At 72.6% G+C, this 23,076-nt stretch carries 17 protein-coding genes; 7 read left to right on the top strand and 10 right to left on the bottom strand.

What is annotated here, in order from left to right:
• Positions 1-114: 114 nt before the first annotated feature.
• Positions 115-2,334, bottom strand: coding sequence for an NADP-dependent isocitrate dehydrogenase (locus tag ABD208_RS02445; RefSeq protein ID WP_344099128.1), 2,220 nt, complete (start codon positions 2,332-2,334; stop codon positions 115-117).
• Between the two features lie 194 nt (positions 2,335-2,528).
• Positions 2,529-3,515, bottom strand: coding sequence for a malate dehydrogenase (locus tag ABD208_RS02440; protein WP_344099126.1), 987 nt, complete (start codon positions 3,513-3,515; stop codon positions 2,529-2,531).
• A gap of 183 nt (positions 3,516-3,698) precedes the next feature.
• On the opposite strand from ABD208_RS02440, the gene ABD208_RS02435 reads away from it, so the two are divergent.
• A complete protein-coding gene (locus ABD208_RS02435) occupies positions 3,699-4,685 on the top strand; it encodes an aquaporin (protein ID WP_344099124.1) in 987 nt (328 codons plus the stop codon).
• Between the two features lie 82 nt (positions 4,686-4,767).
• Here ABD208_RS02435 and ABD208_RS02430 read toward each other — a convergent pair whose 3' ends face one another.
• Entirely contained in the window at positions 4,768-6,120 is a 1,353-nt protein-coding gene (locus tag ABD208_RS02430; RefSeq protein ID WP_344099122.1) for an NAD(P)/FAD-dependent oxidoreductase, read from the bottom strand.
• 82 nt (positions 6,121-6,202) lie between these two features.
• On the opposite strand from ABD208_RS02430, the gene ABD208_RS02425 reads away from it, so the two are divergent.
• Positions 6,203-6,661 carry a DUF3017 domain-containing protein gene (locus tag ABD208_RS02425; RefSeq protein WP_344099120.1) on the top strand — a complete coding sequence of 153 codons (459 nt, stop codon included), beginning with the start codon at positions 6,203-6,205 and terminating at the stop codon, positions 6,659-6,661.
• 195 nt (positions 6,662-6,856) lie between these two features.
• Here ABD208_RS02425 and ABD208_RS02420 read toward each other — a convergent pair whose 3' ends face one another.
• Together ABD208_RS02420 and purH are read right to left on the bottom strand one after the other, a co-directional pair.
• On the bottom strand, positions 6,857-7,837 hold the full coding sequence (locus tag ABD208_RS02420) for a septum formation family protein (RefSeq protein ID WP_344099118.1): 981 nt from the start codon (positions 7,835-7,837) through the stop codon (positions 6,857-6,859).
• Between the two features lie 205 nt (positions 7,838-8,042).
• Positions 8,043-9,665: a bifunctional phosphoribosylaminoimidazolecarboxamide formyltransferase/IMP cyclohydrolase gene (purH, locus tag ABD208_RS02415; protein ID WP_344099116.1), complete on the bottom strand. Its 1,623-nt coding sequence runs from the start codon at positions 9,663-9,665 to the stop codon at positions 8,043-8,045.
• 356 nt (positions 9,666-10,021) lie between these two features.
• On the opposite strand from purH, the gene ABD208_RS02410 reads away from it, so the two are divergent.
• Genes ABD208_RS02410 through ABD208_RS02395 form a run of 4 tightly spaced genes read left to right on the top strand, consistent with a single transcriptional unit; the run spans position 10,022 to position 14,815 of the window.
• Positions 10,022-11,032, top strand: a complete 1,011-nt coding sequence (locus ABD208_RS02410) for a substrate-binding periplasmic protein (protein ID WP_344099114.1) — start codon at positions 10,022-10,024, stop codon at positions 11,030-11,032.
• Positions 11,029-12,447 (top strand): hypothetical protein, encoded by a 1,419-nt coding sequence (locus ABD208_RS02405; protein WP_344099112.1) that lies wholly within the window; start codon positions 11,029-11,031, stop codon positions 12,445-12,447. Before ABD208_RS02410 ends, ABD208_RS02405 begins: the two co-directional genes overlap by 4 nt.
• Entirely contained in the window at positions 12,444-13,649 is a 1,206-nt protein-coding gene (locus tag ABD208_RS02400) for an MFS transporter (RefSeq protein ID WP_344099110.1), read from the top strand. The genes ABD208_RS02405 and ABD208_RS02400 overlap by 4 nt, the downstream gene beginning before the upstream one ends.
• Before the next feature lie 32 nt (positions 13,650-13,681).
• Entirely contained in the window at positions 13,682-14,815 is a 1,134-nt protein-coding gene (locus tag ABD208_RS02395; RefSeq protein ID WP_344099108.1) for a Fic family protein, read from the top strand.
• Positions 14,816-14,908: 93 nt separating this feature from the next.
• Here the strand turns inward: ABD208_RS02395 and purN are convergent, their stop codons facing one another.
• From purN to ABD208_RS02370, 5 genes are all read right to left on the bottom strand, one after another.
• Positions 14,909-15,553, bottom strand: coding sequence for a phosphoribosylglycinamide formyltransferase (gene purN / locus ABD208_RS02390; protein ID WP_344099106.1), 645 nt, complete (start codon positions 15,551-15,553; stop codon positions 14,909-14,911).
• Positions 15,554-15,562: 9 nt separating this feature from the next.
• Positions 15,563-16,930 (bottom strand): cell division protein PerM, encoded by a 1,368-nt coding sequence (locus ABD208_RS02385; RefSeq protein ID WP_344099104.1) that lies wholly within the window; start codon positions 16,928-16,930, stop codon positions 15,563-15,565.
• A gap of 100 nt (positions 16,931-17,030) precedes the next feature.
• Positions 17,031-17,936 carry a succinate--CoA ligase subunit alpha gene (gene sucD / locus ABD208_RS02380; RefSeq protein WP_344099102.1) on the bottom strand — a complete coding sequence of 302 codons (906 nt, stop codon included), beginning with the start codon at positions 17,934-17,936 and terminating at the stop codon, positions 17,031-17,033.
• A 37-nt stretch (positions 17,937-17,973) separates the two neighbouring features.
• Entirely contained in the window at positions 17,974-19,143 is a 1,170-nt protein-coding gene (gene sucC / locus ABD208_RS02375) for an ADP-forming succinate--CoA ligase subunit beta (protein WP_344099100.1), read from the bottom strand.
• 226 nt (positions 19,144-19,369) lie between these two features.
• Entirely contained in the window at positions 19,370-20,716 is a 1,347-nt protein-coding gene (locus tag ABD208_RS02370; RefSeq protein ID WP_344099098.1) for an AGE family epimerase/isomerase, read from the bottom strand.
• Between the two features lie 147 nt (positions 20,717-20,863).
• Between ABD208_RS02370 and ABD208_RS02365 the strand changes: the two genes are divergently transcribed.
• Positions 20,864-23,074 carry an alpha-galactosidase gene (locus tag ABD208_RS02365; protein ID WP_344099096.1) on the top strand — a complete coding sequence of 737 codons (2,211 nt, stop codon included), beginning with the start codon at positions 20,864-20,866 and terminating at the stop codon, positions 23,072-23,074.
• The last annotated feature ends 2 nt before the right edge of the window (positions 23,075-23,076 follow it).

Raw genomic sequence — 23,076 nt, 5'->3', positions numbered from 1 at the left:
GCCGGACCGCGCACCCCAGTCGCGGCGGGGGCCGGCGGCGGGAACGACGACGACGGTCGTGGTGACGTTCCGTGCCGAGCGCCACCACGACCGCCGTCGTGCGGGAGGAAACCGTCAGAGCGAGGCGAGCGCCTCGTTGAACGTCGCGCTCGGGCGCATCACCGCGGACGCCTTGGCCTCGTCCGGCCGGTAGTAGCCGCCGATGTCGGCCGGCTTGCCCTGGACCGCGAGCAGCTCCGCCACGATCGTCTCCTCGGCCGCCGCCAGCTTCCCGGCCAGCGGCGCGAAGGCTGCCGCCAGCTCGGCGTCGCCGGTCTGCGCGGCCAGCTCCTGCGCCCAGTACAGCGCCAGGTAGAAGTGCGACCCGCGGTTGTCGATCGTGCCGAGCTTGCGGCCCGGGGAGCGGTCCTCGTCGAGGAACGTCCCGGTCGCCCGGTCGAGCGTGTCCGCGAGCACCTGCGCGCGCGCGTTGCCCGTGAACTTCGACAGGTGCTCGAACGACGCCGCCAGCGCGAAGAACTCGCCCAGCGAGTCCCACCGCAGGTAGTCCTCCTCGACGAGCTGCTGCACGTGCTTCGGCGCCGAACCGCCCGCACCGGTCTCGAAGAGGCCGCCGCCGTTCATGAGCGGCACGACCGACAGCATCTTCGCCGACGTCCCGACCTCCAGGATCGGGAACAGGTCGGTGTTGTAGTCGCGCAGCACGTTGCCGGTCACCGAGATGGTGTCCTCACCCTTGCGGATGCGCTCCAGCGAGTACTTCGTCGCGTCGGCGGGCGCCATGATCTCGATCGTCAGGCCGCCGGTCTCCCCCGCGGACCCGTCCTCGAGGTACTCGCGCACCTTCTCGACGAGCCGCGCGTCGTGGGCGCGGGTCTCGTCAAGCCAGAAGACGGCGGGGACGCCGGTCGCCCGGGCCCGCGTCACGGCGAGCTTCACCCAGTCGCGGATCGCGACGTCCTTGGCCTGGCAGGCGCGCCAGATGTCGCCCGCCTCGACCGTGTGCTCCAGGACCGTCTCGCCGGCGGAGCTCACCACGCGGATGACGCCGTCGGCCGGGGCCTCGAACGTCTTGTCGTGCGAGCCGTACTCCTCGGCCTTCTTGGCCATGAGGCCGACGTTCGGCACCGAGCCCATCGTGGCCGGGTCGAGCGCGCCGTTGGCGCGGCAGTCGTCGATGACGGCCTGGTACACCCCGGCGTACGAGGAGTCCGGGATGACGGCGAGCGTGTCCGCCTCCTCGCCGTCGGGCCCCCACATGTGGCCGCCGATGCGGATCATCGCGGGCATCGAGGCGTCCACGATGACGTCGGACGGGACGTGCAGGTTCGTGATCCCCTTGTCGGAGTTCACCATCGCGAGCGCCGGGCCCTCGGCCAGCGCGGCGTCGAACGCGGCGCGGATCTCGGCCCCCTCCGGCAGCTTCTCCAGGCCCGCGTAGACGGACCCGAGGCCGTCGTTGGCCGACAGGCCGGCGTCGTCCAGCACCTTGCCGTACCGCTCGAAGACGGGCTTGAAGAACGCCTTGAGGACGTGGCCGAAGATGATCGGGTCGGAGACCTTCATCATCGTGGCCTTGAGGTGCACGGAGAACAGGACGCCGTCGCCCTTGGCCTTCGCGATCGCGTCCGTGAGGAACGTCCGCAGCGCCGAGACCGACATGAACGTGCCGTCGAAGACCTCGCCCGCGTCGACCGGCACGGCGTCCTTGAGGACGGTGACGGCGCCGTCGGCGGCGACGTGCTCGATGCGCAGGGTGTCGTCGGCCGGGATGACCACGGACTTCTCGTTGGACCGGAAGTCGTCGTGGCCCATCGTCGCGACGGCCGTCCTCGACTCCGGGCTCCACGCGCCCATGCGGTGCGGGTGCGCCTTCGCGTAGTTCTTCACCGACGCCGGCGCGCGGCGGTCCGAGTTGCCCTCACGCAGCACCGGGTTCACGGCCGAGCCCTTGACCTTGTCGTACCGGGCGCGGATATCGCGCTCCTCGTCCGACCGCGGGTCCTCCGGGTAGTCCGGCAGCACGTAGCCCTTGCCCTGCAGCTCGGCGATCGCCGCCTTGAGCTGCGGCACCGACGCGGAGACGTTCGGCAGCTTGATGATGTTCGCGTCCGGCTGGGTGGCCAGCTCGCCGAGCTCCGCGAGCGCGTCCGGCTGCGCCTGCTCGGGCGTCAGGCGGTCCGGGAACAGCGCGATGATGCGGCCGGCCAGCGAGATGTCGCGGGTCTCGACCTCCACGCCCGCCGTGGCCGCGTAGGCCGACACGATCGGGAGGAAGGAGTAGGTCGCCAGCAGCGGCGCCTCGTCCGTGTGGGTGTAGATGATCTTGGCCATGGGCAGCACAGGCTCCTGGATCAGTTAGGCAGACGATTTCTTGATATCAAGATACCGCGCCGAAACCCAGGACGAGGCCCCGCGTGCGCAGATTCACACCACGCCGCGAGTTCACGCGGCGCCGCGCGCCGGGCGCCGTCGTCGTCCGCAGGATGTCCGACGACGACGGCGCCGCGCGCCGCCCGCCCCGCGGCTCAGACGAGGCCGAGCCCCTGCACCGCCTCACGCTCCGAGGCGAGCTCCGCGACGGACGCGTCGATGCGCTCGCGCGAGAACTCGTCGATCTCCAGGCCCTCGACGATCTGCCAGTCGCCGCCGGCCGACGTCACCGGGAACGAGGACACGAGGCCCTCGGGCACGCCGTACTCCCCGCGGCTGACGACGCCCGCGCTGGTCCAGTCGCCCTCGCGGGTGCCGAGCGCCCAGTCGCGCACGTGCTCGATCGCGGCGTTCGCCGCCGAGGCGGCCGACGACGCCCCGCGGGCCTCGATGATCGCCGCGCCGCGCTTGGCGACCGTCGGGATGAACGTGCCGGTCAGCCACTCCGTGTCCGCCGCGACCTCCGCGCCCGGGACGTCCCCCACCGTCGCGTGGAACAGGTCCGGGTACTGCGTCGAGGAGTGGTTGCCCCAGATCGTCAGGCCGCTGATCCGGCTCACGGGCGTGCCCGTCCGGGCCGAAACCTGCGCGAGCGCCCGGTTGTGGTCCAGCCGCATCATCGCGGTGAACCGTTCCGGCGGCACGTCGGGCGCGTGGGCCGAGGCGATGAGCGCGTTGGTGTTGGCGGGGTTGCCGACCACCAGCACCCGCACGTCCGACGCCGCGCCGTCGTTGATCGCACGGCCCTGCGGGCCGAAGATCCCGCCGTTCGCCTCCAGCAGATCCGCCCGCTCCATGCCCGGGCCCCGCGGACGCGCGCCGACGAGCAGCGCGACGTTCGTGCCCTCGAACGCCTTGACCGGGTCGTCGAAGATGTCGACGCCGGCGAGCGTGCCGAAGGCGCAGTCGTCCAGTTCCATCGCCGTGCCCTCGGCGGCCTTGACGGCGGCGGGGATCTCCAGCAGGCGAAGCCGCACCGGCACGTCCGGGCCCAGCATCTCGCCGGCGGCGATGCGGAAGAGCAGGGCGTACCCGATCTGCCCGGCGGCTCCGGTGACGGTGACGTTCACGGGTTCAGTCATGGCCCTCACTCTTCCATCCCGGCCCGCGGCCTGCCCAGTACCCACGCGAGAATCTTCGCGAACTCGTGATCCGGGCAAGGAGCCGGACCGTTTCGTTCAGGATTCGTTCAGGCGTTTACTGGCAGGATGCTCCCGTGAACGGCACGCATCCTCGCGTGCGCCACCCCGAAAGGATCACTTCTCATGGCCAACGCGTACGCCGTGCCCGACGGCGCGCTCGACGCCCCCGCCGAGTCCACGGGCTCCGGCACGCTCAACCGCGTGCTCGCGGAAGCGTTCGGAACCTTCGTCCTCGTCCTCGGCGTGCTGAGCGTCGGCGTCTACAGCTTCCTCAACCAGTCGGGCGCCGTCGGCGTCGCCCTGACCGCCGGTCTCGCCTACGCCGCGGCGCTGGTCGCCGTCGGCCACGTGTCCGGCGGCTGGTTCAACCCGGTGATCACGCTCGCCCAGGCCATCGCCGGCCGCGTGCGCTGGACCGAGGTGCCGCTGTACTTCGCGGGGCAGCTCGTCGGTGGTTTCGCGGCGGGCGCCGTCGTCCGCTCCACCATCCCGGGCGACCTGCCGAAGCTCCTGAGCAAGGCGGACGGCCAGGCGCTGTTCGTCGACGCCTCGAACGGCTGGGGCGACCACTCCCCGCTGTACACCCTCTCGCAGGGTGGTGCCTCCTTCTCCTGGTGGCAGGCGGGCATCGTCGAGGTCGTCGCGACGGCCGCGCTGGCGGGCCTCGCGCTCGCCGCGTCGGCCACGCGGAACCGCGGCATCATGGCCGCGGCGGGCGGCCTCGGCCTCGCGGGCCTGACCGTCGTCACGTACGCGGCCACGGGCACCGGGCTCAACCCGGTCCGCTCGACGGTCGCGGCCCTCTTCGCCAACAACTGGTCGCAGACCGAGACCGCGGGCGCCGACGGCGCCCCGCAGCTGCTCGACCCGGTCAGCCCGCAGCTCTGGCTCTTCTGGGTCGCCCCGCTGATCGGTGCCGCCATCGCCGCCCTCTTCGCGGTCGCCTTCGGCTCCGCCACCGCGGAGCCGGTCGCCGACGCCACCGTTGACGTCGACGACGACGATGACGATGACGACGAGCTCGTGACCGACAAGCCGTCCGACGACGCCGCCGAGGACGACAAGACCGACGCCGACCCGGCCGCCGCCACGGTCAAGGCAGCCGACTGACAGGGCCCGGTCACACCTGAGCGCCGCGAGCGCCCGAGGGTGGATATCCCGCTCTCGGGCGCTCGCCACGCCCGGGCTCGTCTCAGTCCGTCAGAACGGCGTCCCGCAACCGCACCGCCGGATCGACGATCTTCTCCAGGTCGACCAGCAAGGGCTCCGGCCGGTTCATCAGCTTGCGGATCTGCCCGACCTCGCGCGGGGAGTCCGCCAGCAGCACCGCCCGCACCCGGGCCACGTGGTGGCCCTCCCCCGTCACCCGCGGGTTCCGTTCCAGGGAGTGCTCGACGTAGTAGGCCGACCAGCGCTCGGCGGTCGCCGGATCGCCCCGGAAGGCGACCTCCTCGAACGGGGACGGCATCCCGAACAGCGCCAGGTCGTGCCCCAGCTGCCGGCTGAACACGTACGGCGCCGTCGAGGGCAGCGGCGCCAGCCCGAGCCGCGCCCGTACCTCCTCGGAGTCCGCCGGCCGGTCGTCGACGCCCAGCATCGCGCGGGCCGTCAGCTCCGGGTCGTGCAGCGCGGCGGACCAGTGCCCGCCCGGCACCGTCCCGAAGACCGGGTGCTCGCGCGTCGCGATGTCGCCCACCGCCCACACCCGCTCCATCGCGTCCGTGTGCAGCCGCCCCGCGGGATCCCCCGGCCCCGGCAGGCCCACGAACCGCCCGGCCCGGTTCACCCGCAGCCGCCCCGCCGGATCCAGCGGCAGCGACCCCCGCAGCCAGGCGGACGCCGGCCGCGCGCCGACGGCGGCCAGCACCAGGTCCGCGGGCAGGAACTCCCCCGAGGCGGTCGCCACGCCGTCACCGGACACCTTCTCGACGGGCGTACCCGTGATCAGCCGCACGCCCGCGGCCTCGAACCACGGCGCGAGCCGCGCCCCGACCGCCCCGCCGAGCTGCCGCTCGAACGGCGTGCCGCCGGCCTCGACGACGGTCACGTCGGCGCCCGCCCCGGCCGCGACGCCCGCGACCTCCGCGCCGATCCAGCCCGCGCCCACGATCACGATCCGCAGTCCCGGCCGCAGCGCGGCGCGCAGCGCCGCGGCGTCCTGATGCGTGTGCAGCACGGCGGCCGCGTTCCAGTCCGGCGGCAGGACCGGCACGGCACCGCAGGCCAGCACGACGGCGTCGGACGTGATCGTGCCCGACGCCGTGTGGGTGACCACGTCCTGCCGCCCGGCGACGAGGCGCGTGGCGGGCTCGCCGAGGCGGACGTCGTCGGCGAGCACGCTCAGGTCCACGCCGAGATCGTCCGCGATCCAGAGGGGCTCGGTGCGGCTGAGCAGCTCCTTGGACAACGGCGGCCGGTCGTAGGGCGGGACTCCTTCCGCGCCGAGGACGGTCAGGTGTCCGGTGTACCCGTGCGACCGGAGGGCAGCGGCCATCTGTGCCCCTGCCAGCCCGGCGCCGACGATCGTCACACTCCCGAGCCGCATGTCTCAACCGTAACCGCAAAATCTTCGGCAAGGTTGCGTAGGGGCGTCCCGGGGCAACCGGCCCGGAGGTAGGCTCTGCCGCGTGGATCTCAGCAGGACCTCTGACGACAACGCAGTGCGCTCCGGCGAATCGCTGGGGGGAACCGACACGCTCGTCGCGCCTGACTGGCGCGGCCCCGTGGGCGAGGCAGGCTGGAACGAGACCCCGTCGTCGTCCGGCGACGACGCCGTCCTGTCCGTTCTGCCCGTGCCCGAGGAGGATCCATTGGACGCCGAGCACCCGTCGCGCCGCAGCCTGCGCGCGGTCTGGTGGCTGTGCGGCGGCGTCGGGATCTCGCTGCTGCTGGGCCTCCTGATCGGCGGGCGGGCGGGAACGCTGGGCATCGCCGCGACCCTCGCCGTGGCGGGGACGTTCCGCGCCGTGCTGCGCGGGCCGGCGCCGGCGGGCCTGGCGGTCCGCACGCGCGGCCTCGACGTCGTGATGTACATGGCCCTCGCCGTGATGATCGGCGTGCTGGCCGTCGTCGCCCCGATCGGCTGACAGTGTTTCCCGAGCCGCCGGGCTCAGCCGTCCTCGCAACGTCTGCCGCCGCCGGGCTCAGCCGTCCTCGGCCTCGTTCCTCGGCCCGCGGGCGGCTTCGCTACCGTTTCCGGCGGCGGCGGTTTCTCGCCTGCGGGCGGCTTCGCTACGCTTCGCATCCGGCGGCCGGGGACCGGTGACGTCCTCCGGCGACGCTCAACGCTCCGCGCTCTTCAACGTTCCCGTGACCGCCTCGTCCTTGGACTCGACGATGCAGGCGACCTTGCGGTCGCCCTCCCGCCAGCTCTCCTCGGACGGCGCGACCGGCCAGTAGACCAGCTCCGACGACGCCCACGGCGTGCCCACGAAGTCCTCGAACGCCGGGTAGCAGTACGAGTCCGCGGCCTTCCACAGCTCGGCCTGCGTCGGGGTGTCGCCGGCCCCGATCGAGTCCGCCAGCCGTGTCGTCCCGAAGACCTCGCCGCCGTGCGGGTCGCCGCAGGGCACCACGGGAATCCAGAAGAGCGTCGCGACCCCCTCGACCTGCTCGGTGTCGAGGCAGTCGCCCACGTCGAGGTTGACCGGCTTGGTCCTGGCCGGGTCGTCGGTGAACTCCTGGCCCTCCGTGGCCCACCACTCCGCGACGTCGCTTCCCGTCGGCCCCGGGGAGGGCACCGCCCCCGCGGATCCGCCCGGGAGCGGCAGCGGCGACCCGGTCCCGCCGGGCAGTGCGCCCGGGGTCCCGGACGGGCCGATGACGCCGGCGGTCGCGCCCGCGCCCGCCGAGACCTCCGGCGGCGCCGTCTCGACCCCCGCCGCCTCGGCGAGCACCGGCAGCACGGCGGACCCCAGGTCCTGCCGGACGCCGTCCGGCAGCCAGGCCGGGGCCATCGCCACGGCGGTGGCGGAACCCGCCAGGAGCAGCGTCCCGGTGCAGATCGCCGCCACCGCGAACCCGAGGGCGCGCCGGGACGCGCGCCGGGCGGCGTCCAGGTCCGCCGACGCCGCGTTCCGCGCGGCCCGGACCGCCTGGACCAGCGCGGGAACGGCCAGGGGCCAGAACAGCAGGAACGCGGCCACCACCCAGCCGGTCCGCGCGGAGACGTGCGGGACGGGCCGGTCGATCGCGTCGCTCGCCGCACCCCGCGCCGCGGAGCCGCCGACGCCGGCGGCCCCGTCGCCGGGGCCGGTGCTCACGGAGCCTGCGCCTGCAGTGCCTGCGCTTGCGAGGCCTGCGCCTGCGGGGCCCGCGCCTACGGGGTCGGCGCCGACCGACTCGGTGCCTGCCGGCTCGCCGTTCGCAGGACTGGTCTGGTTCTCCGCCACGATGGCGCATGCTAACGCGCCAGTCTGACAATCCCCGTAACGCCGCCTATGTCCGACGGCGCCACGGGGTGCGGGTTCAGTGCGCGAAGTGGCGCGTTCCCGTGAAGTACATCGTGACGCCGGCGGCCGTCGCGGCGGCCACCACCTCCTCGTCACGGATCGAGCCGCCCGGCTGCACCACGGCGCGCACGCCCGCGTCGAGCAGCACCTGCAGGCCGTCCGCGAACGGGAAGAACGCGTCCGACGCCGCGACGGAGCCCCGGGCGCGCTCCGCGCCCTCGGCGAGCGTGTTGGCGCGCTCCACGGCGAGGCGGCAGGAGTCCACCCGGTTCACCTGGCCCATGCCGATCCCGACCGCCGCGCCGTCGGCCGCGAGCAGGATCGCGTTCGACTTCGCGGCGCGGACCGCGCGCCAGGCGAAGGCGAGGTCGGCCAGGGTCGCGTCGTCGGCCGGCTTGCCCGCGGCGAGGGTCCAGGCGGCCGGGTCGTCGCCGCCGGCCTGGAACGTGTCGCGCGCCTGGACCAGGATGCCGCCGCTGATCTGACGGGTCTCGGCCGGGAGCTCACGCCCCGGGGCGTCCGCCACGAGAACCCGCAGGTTCTTCTTGCGCGCCAGCACCTCCACGGCGCCGTCCTCGTAACCCGGGGCCACGATGACCTCGGTGAAGATGCCGGCGACCTGCTCGGCCATCGCGACCGAGACCGGGCGGTTCGCGGCGATCACGCCGCCGTACGCGGAGACCGGGTCCGTGGCGTGCGCGCGGGCGTGGGCCTGCGCGATGTCGTCGCCGACCGCGAGCCCGCACGGGTTGGCGTGCTTGATGATCGCGACGGCGGGCCCGTCGAGGTCGAACGCGGCGCGGCGGGCGGCGTCGGCGTCGACGTAGTTGTTGTACGACATCTCCTTGCCCTGCAGCTGCACGGCCGCGGTGAGGCCCACGCCCCGGCCGTCGCCGTACAGCGCCGCCTCCTGGTGCGGGTTCTCGCCGTACCGCAGCACCGCCTTCTTCTGCCAGGCGCCCCCGGTGAACTCCGGCCAGCCGTCCTCGGCGCCGGCGTAGCTGCCCGCGAACCAGTTCGCGACGGCGACGTCGTACTCCGCCGTGTGCGCGAACGCGGCCGCGGCGAGCCGCTTGCGCTGCGCGAACGTGAACCCGCCCGCGCGGACCGCGGCCACGACGTCGTCGTACCGCGACGGGTCGACGACGACGGCGACGCTCGGGTGGTTCTTCGCGGCCGCGCGCACCATGGACGGCCCGCCGATGTCGATCTGCTCGACGACGGCGTCCGGCTCCGCGCCCGACGCGACCGTCTCCACGAACGGGTACAGGTTCACGACGACGAGCTCGAAGGGCGCGATCTCCAGCTGCTCGAGCTGGGCGAGGTGGTCCTGCTTGCGCGAGTCGGCCAGGATGCCGGCGTGCACGCGCGGGTGCAGCGTCTTGACGCGGCCCTCAAGGCACTCGGGGAAGCCGGTGAGCTCCTCGACGCGCGTGACCGGGACGCCGGCGTCGGCGATGCGCTGGGCCGTGGAACCGGTGGAGACCAGCTCGACCCCCTCGGCGTGGAGGGCGGCGGCGAGCTCGGTCAGGCCCGTCTTGTCGTAGACGCTCAGGAGCGCGCGGCGCACGGGGCGCTGCGACTCGTCGTCGTACTGCGTGTCGGGGCTGCTGAAGTGGTGCGCAGGGGCGCCGGACATCGAGTTCTCCTCATCCGAGCTGGATCTGGGACAACCCTGGCACCCAGGCGGGCGGCGCGCATTCTTGGGCGGTGAGCCGCCGTGACCACCGATGCGGAAACGACGGGACGGCCGCTCCCCGGTGGTACCCCACCCTCGCCAGTCACGACCGAGGGCAGTCTACCGGGGCACGAGCCAGGACCGCCGCGCCCGCCCGGGCCGGCCCGGTCAAGGTGTGGCGTCCCGCGTCCGCCGAGTCGTACCGATAGCATCGCGCCTGCCCGGGACGTCGATGAAGGGGATTCGCCTTGCCCTCGCAGGCACAACGTCGAGCAGTTGTCGGTCATCTACGCGCATGGGGGCCGACGGCGCTGCTGGTGGCAGTGGTGGTCGTCGCCGCAGCGATCGTCATGGTGGGGTTGCGGACGACGCCGCCCGCGCCGGCTCGCCCGGTACTGATCTCCAGCGGCGAATGGGCACCGTACGTGGACCCGGAGGACCCTGACGGCGGGCCTGTCACCGAACTCGTGACGGAGGTGCTCCAGCGCGCGGGCTACCAGCCCGAGGTCCAGTACAAGTCGTGGTCCCTGGTGGAGGAGAGCGTCACCGACGGCACCTCGGCTGCCGCGTTTCCCCTCGTCGTCAGCCAGGAGCGATCCGAGAAGTTCGTCAGCTCCGAATCCCTGGTGGACTTCGAGTACGTGCTCTTCTACGACACGGCGAAGGGAGCGCCCGAGATCTCGTCGGCGGACGACCTCGCCAAACTCCGCGTAGGGGGAATCGCAGGCTACGACTACTGGTCCGAGATCGACGCCGCCGTCGACAACTGGATCGAGTTCGACACCTCCCTCGAAGGATTCAACGCCTTGAAGGACGGCAGGATCGATCTCCTCGCCGAAGGTCTCATTCCTGGTCAGGCGCTCGTCGCGGGCAGCGAGTTCCATGGCGACGCCGCCGGGATCGACTACATCCGCGACGTCAGTCCGCTCGTCCGGTCGAAGCAGGGTGTCCACCTCATGGTGTCCCGGACGAATGAGTCCGAAACGCTGATCGCGGCTTTCAACAAGGCTCTCGCCGATTTCCGCCGCACCGAGGAGTACAACGCGGTCCTGGATGGTCTGGCGGCCCCGTCGCAGTCCCCGGTGCGCCTCGAGCCGTACACGGAATCCGGACTGGTCGAGTTGCTGGACGCGACGGGCCGGCAAGTCCTTCTGGCGCCACGTGGCACTGAGGCCGAAGTTCTCACCTGGCCCGACGAACTGACGACGACAGCGGAGCAAGGCAGCAAGCCACCGTTGGTCGAGATCAAGGTGACCGCCGGCCCGGCCGCCGGCCGGGTCGTCTTCGTCGACGCCCGATCCATCGTCGTCGGAAGCGAGGCGGAATGACTCACCTGCGGATCCTCACGCCGGTCGTCGTCGATCACTACGTCGTTCCCGGCGCACCGCTGCGGGACCCTGCCGCGTACGCCGCGTTCTGGGCGGAGGCGCAGGGGCACGTCGACGCACTTCTCGGAGCACGGGCGCTGAACGTGGACTCGCCCGGTCCGGCGGTCACCCTGCTCCACTCGACCGAGACGAGTGCGTTGAACCGCTACCGGTCGATCGGCGACGGCGCGGTCGACCGTCCCCTGCACGTGATCAGCGGCGTCCTACAGCCACACCACGTCCAGCATCACCTCGACGAGCCGGAGAACCCGGTGCTGGTGGGTCTCCGCAACGTCTCGTTCCGGCTGCACGACCACGGGCTCATGATCCTCGAGGCCGTTTGTGACGTCAGCGAGTACCTGACGGCTCACCCGGACGACGTCGAGGCCCGGCTCGACGAACTCCAGGAGCAAGCCGTGGAAACCGGGGACGCCCTGGCGTCCGTCGTCGTCGCTCACTACGTCGATCCAGTGCTCACGCTGCTGCGCGACCTCGACCGCGGCGGCGACTACCTGGAACCCGCGACACCGTCGGACGACCCGCAGTTCTCGGACTTCGGGCACTCCCTCTGGGTGACGAGGAGCCTCGTGGTGGACCCGTCCGAGGCTACGGCGGAGCGCACTGTGCGGCACTGGATCAAGGATGTCGCGCTGACCGAGACATCGCGGCCGCCTGCCGACGAGATCCTCGACGGCGAGCGGGACCATCTCGTGCGCTGGCTCAACTACCTCTTCTACGACCGGAACGGCGACGGCCCGGACATGCAGCCGGGGAGCATGTTCCACGACCAGTGGGACGCGCTGCGGTACGCCCAGGTCTTCTACGGTTCGGTCGACCGGATCGACAGCCGCCTGTCCCGCATCCTCGCCGACTCGGCCTCGGCCGACTCACGCGTGGAACTCCAGCGGCTCAAGGACGATCTGACCAGGCTGAGCAGGCGGGCGGAACTGATCATCCTCGAACGCCAGGACCTCGCGAAGTACCTGAAACGCTCGGTGCGCCTCGAACTCGACGCCCTGATGGGCTACTGGGACTACGAACAACTTCTCGAGGAACCCGTGCGGTTCAAGATCGACCTCGCGAACCAGCGGCTCGCCGAGCTGGGTGCCCAACGCACCGCGCGCTCCGCGATGTTCACCGACGTCATACTCCTCAGCATCGCGATGACCTCCGTACTCGCGACGGCCCTCGCGCTCACCGAGTTCGGCCGGTCGGTCGCCAGCGACCCGAACATGGCCGTCTACGACTTCGGGCGCTCGTCCATCGTCGCGTGGGTCGCGAGCCAGCCGGCCGACGCGATCCTGATCAGCTCCGGTGCCGTCTCTGCCCTCATCGTTCTCGTGTACCTGTTCTTTCGCCGCAACAACAACTCATGAGACGCGCCATCCGCTCCCGGTCGGTCCGTACGTTCGCCGCGACGCAATTCCTGCTCGAGGTCCAGTTCTGGTTTCCCATCTGGCTCATCTACCTGCTCGACCTGGGTTTCTCGCTCGCGACCGCCGTCCTCGCCGACGCGGTCTTCCGGATCGTCTCCGTCGCGTGCGAACTCCCGATGGGCGTTCTGGCGGACCGCATCGGCCGCAAGCGGGCCTACCTGCTCATGTGCGGTCTGACAACGGTCACCTTTGCGGCCATCACGTTCATCACCTCGACGCCGGTCTTGTTCGCGGCGTGGATCGTCTGGGGCATCCTGTGGGCCCTGACATCCGGGGCGTCCGCTCCCTATCTCTACGAGATCTGCGAGCGTGAGGGCACGGGAATCGATCCGGCCCGCGCGTTCGGTTTCGTCCGCGCCACAGGGAACTTCGCGGTCGTGTGCTCGTTGCTCGCGGCCGGATATCTCTACGAGGCCGACCACCGGCTTCCGTTCGCCGTGACCGCCGGCCTGGGTGCGCTGGCGCTCCTCCTCGCGTTCACCCTGCCCGGCGTGCCGGTCCACGCCGGCACGCGTCTCAGTTCCGTGCTGGGCGGCATCCGCGGTGAGATCGGCGTGCCCGCGGTACGACGCGCGATCTGGCTAGGAGCACTCCTGCTCCTGATCGGGTGGAGCGCACGCATCCTGTTCCAGCCGCTGGCACTCGACGCCGGCCTCTCGGCTCAGATGACGGGCTGGATGTACGCGGCCTTCGCGGTAGCGACCGTACTCGGCAGCGCGGTATCCGGTCTCGTGTCACACCGTCATCGGAGGTTCGCCGTCGTCGTCGCGTTCGCCTCCCTGCCGCTCACCCTTCTCGGTACCGCGCTCGCCCCGGAACTGGCACCGTTCGGCTTCCTTCCGGTGATGGGATTCGGCTACGCACTGGGAACGACCGCGATCGAGATCCTCACGAACGAGGTGACCTCACGTCCGGTCCGAGGCGCGATCTTCGGCGCGACGGCGGCCTTCGCCGGCATCGGGATCGCCTTCGCACGGCCTGGGCTGGGACTGATCTGGGAGGGCCACTCGGCAGCCTACGCCGCCGGGTGGTGGGCCCTGGCGGGCCTCGTCGGGCTTGCCGTCGCCCTGCCGATCGCACTGCGCGACGGACCCTCGGCCCGGAAGCGATCGTCGTCCACACCCGACCGGCCGACGCATTGACGCAATCACTGCATCATGTACACCCTCGCGCCATGCTCTTCCCCACCCCGCAGCTGATGTCGGACGACGATCGGGTGCTCGCCGAGATCGATGCCGCCCGGGAAGAACTTCGGCGGACCGTTCGAACGGCTCCACCCAAGCTTGTCGACGGCCTGCGACGCTTTCTCACGGCCGACGCCGTCGCGACATCGAACTCGATCGAGGGCTTCCGGGTCTCGACGGTCGACGTCGCCGACCTCGCCGACGGCGAGTACGACGTCGACGTCTCCGCCGAGAACCGCGAGGAGACCCTCGCCTACCAGCGCATGATGACCTACATCCAGTCCCTCCACGACGCGCCGGACTTCGAGTTCGGCAAGGGATTCCTGAACGCGCTGCACTGGATGCTGCAGGGCCACCGGCACTCGCCCCGGCGTCCCGCCGGCCAATGGCGGCGCGGACCCGTGCATGTCACCGACGCCCGCGACCCGTCGATCGCCGCGTACACCGCGCCGTCGGCCGACGACGTCCCCGGCCTCATGGCGGAACTCGTCGACTGGCTGCGCGACGACGACGGCGCGCACCCCGTCGTGCGAGCGGCGATGGCGCACCTCCACCTCGTGGCGATCCATCCCTGGGCCGACGGGAACGGCCGGATGTCCCGGTCCCTGCAGACCCTGATCAACGCCCGGTCCGGCGTGCTCGCCCCGGAGTTCTCCTCGATCGAGGCCTGGCTCGGCCGCCCCGGGAACACCTGGGAGTACTACCGCGTGCTCAATGCCCGCGGCGCGACCTACCAGCCCGACCAGGACGTGCACGACTGGGTCCGCTTCAACCTCGTCGCCTCGCACCAGCAGGTCCAGTCGGTCAGACGCCGCATGGAACGCTCGGCCCGCACCCTGGAACTCCTGGAAACGGCAGCCGCCCGTGACGGATGGGCCGAGCGCACCGTCACCGCGCTGCACGACGTCGCCCTCACCGGCCGGATCCGCAGGGCACGCTACGAACGAGCCGAGAACCTCAGCCGCCAGCAGGCACAGCACGACCTGCGCGACCTCGTGGACCGCGACGTACTGGTCCCGACCGGCCGGACCCGGGCGCGCTACTACGAACCGGGCCCGGCCTTTCCCGAGGACGCGCTGGAGGCCGCCCGGACGCCGTTCACGCTGGACGACCCGTACGCATGAGGTCCGGCGACCGCCGGCCTCGCACGCACGGCGCGCGGCCGGATCGGTCCGGGCGCGAGGTTCGTACCGCGGGCGCGGAGCGCTCCGGGCCGGTCAGGCCCCGATCGTCGCGCGCCGTCCGGTGACGTAGACGCCCTCGCGGGCCAGCCGGCCCACCGTGTCCACCAGGAGGTCGCGCTCGGCGGACTTGATGCGCTCGTGGAGGGTGGGCTCGTCGTCGTCCGGCAGGACCGGGACGGCTGCCTGCGCGAGGATCGGGCCCGTGTCGACGCCGTCGTCCACGAGGTGGACCGTGCAGCCCGTCACCCTGACGCCGTGGGCGAGGGCGTCGCGGACGCCCTGGGCGCCGGGGAAGCTCGGGAGCAGGGCCGGGTGCGTGTTGACGATGCGGCCCTCGAAGCGGCGCAGGAACTCCGGCGCGAGGATCTTCATGAAGCCCGCGAGCACCACCCAGTCGGGCCGGAAGACGCGGACGGCCTCGGCGACGCCGTCGTTCCACGCGGCGCGGTCGTCGAAGTCCTTCAGGGAGACGACGGCGGACGGCACGCCCGCGTCCCGCGCCAGATCGAGCGCCCCGATCCCGGGCCGGTCCGTCACCACGCCCACGACGCGGGCCCCGTAGGCCGGGTCGTCGTGCGCCTTGAGCAGCGCGGCGAGGTTCGACCCCCCGCCCGACGCGAGGACGACGAGCCGCTTCGCGGAACTGGATTCGACGGGATGCCCGGACGGAGTCTGCACACGGCGATCCTACGACTCGCGCGCCCACCCGGACCGTAGCCGCCCCCCGGCCAGGACCACGGCCGCGCCGACCACTGTCTCCGCGGCGACCAGGCCCGCCGTCAGCCAGGGGTTCGCGCCCAGGTGGGAGAGGCGGGCGGTGCCCGCCGCGCCCGAGGCCGCCGTCTGCAGCAGGGCCATGACGAGGGCCGACGACGTCGCCAGGCCGGCCAGCACCAGCGCGATATCCACCCAGCGCAGGACGGCCGGATCGAGCCTGCGCCAGGCGAACCAGCCCGCCGCCGCGCCGCAGGCGACCACCACCAGCGGGACCGCCCAGCCGGACGGGCCCGTCCAGGTCTCCGCGGGCAGGGCGGACAGGAGCGGGACGGCGGGCAGCGGCCCGGCCTCGACCCCCGTCGGCGTGAAGCTCGTGCCCTCGCCCACGGCGAAGCCCGCGCCGCTCAGCCACGCCGCCGCCCACAGCACGAGATCGGGCACGAGCGCGAGCTGCGCGACGCCGAGCACGATCCCGCCCGCCCATCCCGGGTCGAGCGCGGCGATGATGTCCCACGACGTCGCCCGGCCGGCCACCGCCCAGGCCCCCACGAGGAGAGCTGCCGCGCCGATCAGGAGAAGCGTCGCGACCGTCCCGGCGCGGGCGCCGAGCAGCAGCGTCGCCCGGGCCGCCGCGCCCGGAGCCCCGAGCAGGCGGGTCCACCAGGCGTGCCCGCCGGGGCTGTCGCGGCGCGGCAGGGCCGACGCGACCCGCGCCACCAGGGCCCGGACCGCCTGAGCAAGGGCCCCGCCGCCCTCGCGCGCGGACCCGTTCCCTCGCGCTTCCGTCGCGAGCGTGCTGCCGAACCCCAGCCACGCCCCCAGCCCGCCGATCACGGCGCCCCCGAGCGCCGCGGGCAGCAGCGCCCACCCGGCGACCGTGGGCACGGCCAGCGCGACCGCCGTCGTCCCCACCGTGTACGACGCCGTCGCGGACGCCCACGGCCGCAGCCCCGCGCGGGCCGCGTTGCGGGCCGTCACGTAGCAGGAGAAGAGCGCCAGGGCGGTGAGCCCGAGCGGGACGAGCGACACCCTCGCGCCCGACGCCGTCACGGGCACGCCGTGCGCCAGCAGCCAGATCCCGGAGGCGATCTCGACCGGAGCGCGCCAGCGCCCTCCGTCGTCGGCCGCGGTGCCGGACGACGCCGCCATGAGATAGGCGACGAGCGCGGGCAACGCGACCACCGCGAGCGAGAGCGCGAGCGCCTGCACCGCGGCCAGGGCCCCGGAGATCACGTCCGCGACGGCCGCGCCGAGCGGGGAGACGGAGTCCCCGGGGTCGTCGACGACCGCGCGGGGCCGAGAACGGCCCACCTTCCGTTCCCGGGTTGGTGCACTCACCGCTCCATCCTCACCCCGCAGGCCGACACGCCGGGCAGAACACGCCGGGCCGGGCGGTCATCATCTGACCGCCCGGCCCGGCGTGGGGTCCCGCCTCAGCTCACAGGGACTGCAGGATCTCGCGCATGAGGGACGCGGTCTCGGACGGCGTCTTGCCGACCTTGACGCCGACGGCCTCCAGGGCCTCCTTCTTGGCGGCCGCGGTGCCGGCGGAGCCGGACACGATCGCGCCCGCGTGGCCCATGGTCTTGCCCTCGGGCGCGGTGAAGCCCGCGACGTAGCCGACGACGGGCTTGGTGACGTGCTCCTTGATGTACGCGGCGGCACGCTCCTCGGCGTCGCCGCCGATCTCGCCGATCATCACGATCGCCTTGGTCTCCGGGTCGTTCTCGAAGGCCTCGAGCGCGTCGATGTGCGTGGTGCCGATGACCGGGTCGCCGCCGATGCCGATGGCGGTCGAGAACCCGAAGTCCTTCAGCTCGTACATCATCTGGTAGGTCAGCGTGCCGGACTTCGACACCAGACCGATCGGGCCCTTGCCCGTGATCGTGTGCGGCGTGATGCCGGCGAGCGACTCGCCCGGCGTGATGATGCCCGGGCAGTTCGGGCCGATCATCCGGGTGCCGGTGTTCTCCGGGCGCTGCAGGTAGGCGAAGATCTCCGCCGAGTCCTGCACGGGCACGCCCTCGGTGATGACCACGATCAGCGGCATGCCGGCGTCGATCGCCTCGACCGCGGCGTCCTTCGTGAACGCCGGCGGCACGAACAGCACCGACACGTCGGCGCCGGTCTCGGCCATGGCCTCCTTGACCGTGCCGAACACGGGGAGCGTCACGTCGGCGCCGGAGGCGTCCTTGTGCGACACCGTCGTGCCGGCCTTGCGGGCGTTCACGCCGCCCACGATCCGCGCGCCCGAGTCGAGCATCAGGGCGGTGTGCTTGGCACCCATGCCGCCGGTGATGCCCTGGACGATGATCTTCGAGTCCTTGTTCAGGTAGATCGACATGTCTCTTCAGTCTCTGCTTTCGAAGTCAGCGGGGCGGTCAGGCGTTGGCCAGCTCGGCGGCCTTATCGGCGCCGCCGTCCATGGTCTCGGCGAGCGTGACGAGCGGGTGGTTGCGCTCGGTGAGGATCTGGCGGCCCAGGTCCACGTTGTTGCCGTCGAGGCGCACCACGAGCGGCTTCGTCGCGGCGTCGCCCAGCAGGTCCAGCGCGCCGACGATGCCGTTGGCGACCTCGTCGCACGCGGTGATGCCGCCGAACACGTTCACGAACACGGCCTTGACCTGCTCGTCGCCCAGGATGACGTCGAGACCGTTGGCCATGACCTGCGCGTTCGCGCCGCCGCCGATGTCCAGGAAGTTCGCCGGCTTCACGCCGCCGTGCTTCTCGCCCGCGTAGGCGACGACGTCGAGCGTCGACATGACCAGGCCCGCGCCGTTGCCGATGATGCCGACCTCGCCGTCGAGCTTGACGTAGTTGAGGTTGTTCGCCTTGGCCTTGGCCTCGAGCGGGTCCGTGGCGTCCTTGTCCTCGAGCGCCTCGTGGTCCGGGTGGCGCACCTCCGACGCGTTCTCGTCGAGCGAGACCTTGCCGTCGAGGGCGACGATCTCGCCGTCCTCCGTCTTGACCAGCGGGTTCACCTCGACCAGCGTGGCGTCTTCCTTCTTGAAGACGGTCCACAGGGTCTGCAGCACCTCGGCGACCTTGCCCTTGACGTCGTCGGCGAAACCGGCGGCGTCGACGATCTCGGCGGCCTTGGCCGCGTCGATGCCCGTCAGCGGGTCGACGGCGATCTTGGCCAGCGCCTCGGGACGCTCGACGGCGAGCTGCTCGATGTCCATGCCGCCCTCGACGGAGCACATGGCCAGGTAGTTGCGGTTGGCTCGGTCCAGCAGGATCGAGAAGTAGTACTCCTCGGCGATCTTCGCGCCGGCCGCGATCATCACGCGGTGCACCGTGTGGCCCTTGATGTCCATGCCGAGGATCTCGGTGGCCTTCGCCTCGGCCTCGTCGGGCGAGTGCGCCAGCTTCACGCCGCCCGCCTTGCCGCGACCGCCGGTCTTGACCTGGGCCTTGACGACAACGGTTCCGCCACCCAGCTTCTCGGCGCCTTCGCGAGCCTCCTGCGGCGTCGTCGCGACGACTCCGCCCAGCACGGGCACGCCGTGCTTCTCGAAGATGTCGCGCGCCTGGTATTCGAACAGGTCCACCCTGCTGCGTCCTTCCATCGGTCTGCACCCCCGGAGCGCGGCACGATCGCAGGGGCCTGCTTGTGCAGATGCCCTGAGACGCGGAAACGCAGCGGACGGCCGACGGCGGCGCCTTGCAGAATCAAGGACCGCGGCCGGGATCCGGCCTGTGTCTCGACGTCAAGACATCCCGTCACAGGGTAGCCCCGTTGGGCCCCTCGCATCACTCCACGAGCAGCGGAACGCGTCACACCCGCCGCAGCGAGGCCGCCAGCGACGGCGCGAGCGGCAGCCGCGGGAGGAGCGTGATCTGGAAGGCGTGGTAGAGGTCGGGCTTCCCGGGCCAGACGGCCGACGACGGCGCGTTGGCCGGGTCCAGCTCGTGGCGCCACGAGCCGCGTTCGCGGTCGATGAGATACCGCTCCGCGTAGTCCCACCAGCGGGCGTACCACCCGGCGAACCGCACCTCGCCGGTCCGGGTGTACAGGGCTGCGGCCGCGCCGATCGCCTCGGCCAGCACCCAGTGCATGCGGGTACGGACCACCGGGGCGCCGTCCCAGCCGGTCGTGTAGACGAAGCCCTCGGCGCCGTCGGCGGCCCAGGCGTCGGCGACGGCGCGGTCGAACAGCGCGGTCGCGGTCGCGAGCAGCCCGGGATCCTCGCCCGTGGACGCCTCCAGCTGCAGGATCAGCCGGGACCACTCCAGGCCGTGCCCGGGGGTGGCCCCGTACGGCTTGAACTGGTCGCCGGGCCGGTCGCGGTTGAGGTCGAGCTCCGGCGTCCAGTCCGGCCCGAAGTGCTCGGGCAACCGCCCGTCATGCTCCGCGGCGAGCCGCGCCACGAACCCGACGGCCCGCGCGGCGCGTTCCCTCCAGACGGCGCCGTCGCCACGAGGTTTGCTGGTTGACCACGAGGTTTCCGTTGCCGGCACTCGGCCGATGCCCGGAAAGCTCGTGGTCGCCCCCTGTACCTCGTCGTCCGCCAGAGTGGCGCCCGGGAACTCCGGGGTCAGCGCGTCTGCCGCGTCCGCTACCGCAAGCATCGCCTCGACCGAGTGCATCGTCGCGTTCAGCCCGCGGTAGTCGTCGCAGGTGCCGAACTCGACGTCCCAGGTGTCGACGGGCCGCCCGGCGTCGTCGTCCCAGAACCTCTCGAGGTAGACACGGGTCGCCTCGGCGAGGAGCTCCGCCCCGCCGGGGCGGCCCGCGAGCGCCGCCGACGACGCCGCGAGCATGACGAAGGCGTGGTCGTAGCAGGATTTCCCGGCCGCCGTGTCGGGCGTGCCGTCGGTGCCGACCGCGTGGAACCAGCCGCCGTGCTCCGCGTCGCGGAGCGGGCCGGTGAGCCCGGCGAGGGCGGCGTCGGCGACCGGGCCGCAGCCGGGGATGCCGAGCAGCGCGCCGAGGGAGTAGACGTGCGCCGTCCGGCACGTGATCCATGTCTGGACGCCGTGCGCCGGGTCGGGGCGGCCGTCGTCGTCGAGGTAGGCGGCACCGCCGCCGGGCAGGCCGGCCCGGAGGCCGAAGGTCAGCAGGCGGCGGGCTTCGTCGTCGAGCCACGCGCGGTGCGCGGGAAGGTCGGTCCACGGTGTCACGCCCCCGAACCTACTACGATCCGACTCCGGGATGACACCGCTGTCAACGAGATGAAATGCTCGTGCGGCGGCGTAACGTGGCGCGGACGGCGCCAGCCGCCGCACCGGTACGCGGCACGACCCGGCACGAGACGAGAAGGAGATGCGATGACGCACCCGACCACCCCGGCCCCGGCCGGCCCCGCCCGGACGTGGACCGCGCTGCGCCGTGACGGCGTCGCGCTGGTCCTGGCCCTGCCCGACCCCGGCGTACCGGGCTCCGGCCTGCCGGCCGTGGTGCACTGGGGCGCCGACCTCGGGCCGTTGTCCGACGCCGATCTGGCGGCGCTCGACGCCGCGACCGGCCCGCAGTCCGACACGGGCGTGCTCGACGCGGGGCGGCGCATCTCGCTGCTCCCCCAGGACGCGGACGGCTGGTCCGGACGCCCGGGGGTCGTCCTGACCCGGGACGGGCTGCCGGAGTTCCCGCGCTGGACGGTGACCGGCCTGGTGGTGGAGAACGCGACCGCGACCGTCACCGCGACCAGCGGCAGCACCGCCGGCGCCGCGCTCGAGCTGCGCACCAGCATCGCCGTCGGCCCCGGCGGGCTCGTGACGGTGGCGCACGCGGTGACGAACACGGGCGACGGCGTCGTCGGCGTCGAACAGCTCGAGACGACGCTGCCGCTGCCGCGGCAGGCGGACCACCTGACGTCCTTCACCGGCCGCTGGGCGCGGGAGAAGGTGCCGGTCACGGCGCCGATGGCGCCGGGCGCCGCGACCCGCGTCAGCCGCCGCGGGCGCGGCGGGCACGACGCGCCCTGGGTGAGCGTCGCGTCCGGCGGCGTGCCGCGCAACGGGTCCGGGGAGGTGTGGGCAGTGCACCTGGGCTGGTCGGCCGACGTCGTGCACCGCACGGACCGGATGACCGAGCACGGGGTGCTGTTCGGCGCCGGGGAGCTGGTGCGGCCGGGCGAGATCCGCCTGGCGCACGGGGAGACCTACAAGGCGCCCGTGGCGTACTTCGCCTGGTCGGACGAAGGGCTGGACGGCGTCGGCGCGCGGTTCCACGACTGGCTGCGGGCGCGGGACCGGCACCCGGTGAGCGCCCGGCCGCTCGTGCTGAACACGTGGGAGGCCGTGTACTTCGACCACGACCCGGAGCGGGTCGCGGCGCTGGCCCGCGCGGCGGCCGCGGCGGGCGTCGAGCGGTTCGTGCTCGACGACGGCTGGTTCCACGACCGGCGCGACGACACGCGCGGGCTCGGCGACTGGGTGGTGGACCCCGCGGTGTGGCCCGAGGGGCTGGAGCCGCTCGCGGAACTGGTGCACGGGCTGGGCATGCAGTTCGGGCTGTGGTTCGAGCCGGAGATGGTGAACCTGGACTCGGACCTGGCGCGCGAGCATCCCGAGTGGCTGCTGGGGAACCCGGCGTCGATCCCGTCGCCGCCCGGGCTGTCGTTCCGGACGCAGTACGTGCTGGACCTGGCGCACCCCGACGCGTTCGAGCACGTGCGCGGGCAGATGTCCGCGCTGATCGGGGCGCTGGGGATCGACTTCGTCAAGTGGGACCACAACCGGGACCTGGTCGAGGCGGTGCACCTGCCCGGCGACGGCGCGGCGCGGCCCGGCACCCGCACCCAGACGCTCGCGGCCTACCGGCTGATCGACCGGCTCAAGGCCGATCACCCGGGGCTGGAGATCGAGTCCTGCTCGTCGGGCGGGGCGCGCACCGACCTGGGGATCCTGGCGCGGACGGACCGGGTGTGGGCGTCGGACTCGAACGACCCCCTGGAACGGCTCGACATCCAGCGCTGGACGGAGCTCGTGCTCCCGCCCGAGCTGATCGGGGCGCACGTGGGGCCGTCGCCGGCGCACTCGACCGGGCGCACGACCGACCTGAGCTACCGCGTCGCGGCCGCGCTGCAGGGGCACGCCGGGTTCGAGTGGAACATCCTGGAGTGCACGCCGGAGGAGACCGAGGCGATCACCGCCTACGGCGAGCTCTACAAGGAGCTGCGCGGGCTGCTGCACACCGGGCGGGTGGTGCACGGCGACCCGGTGGACCCGGCGCTGCGGGTGCGGGGCGTCGTGGCGCGGGACCGGTCCGAGGCCGTGTTCACGGTGGCGACGGTCGCCGGGCTGGCGGAGCACCGGGCCGAACGGGTGACCCTGCCCGGGCTGGACCCGGGGCGCCGGTACACGGTCCGGCTGCGCGACGAGGCCGGGGCCCCGAGGTGGAACCAGTGGCTCGGGGTGCCGCCGTGGCTGAGCAAGGAGCCGTACGAGATCCCGGGAACGGTGCTGACCCGGGCCGGGCTGCAGCTGCCGCACCTGTGGCCGATGCAGGCGCTGATCCTGCACGTGGAGCCTGCCTGACC

The organism is Myceligenerans crystallogenes, from assembly GCF_039529775.1.
Lineage (GTDB): Bacteria > Actinomycetota > Actinomycetes > Actinomycetales > Cellulomonadaceae > Myceligenerans > Myceligenerans crystallogenes.
This window is presented reverse-complemented; position numbering and strand designations above follow the sequence as displayed.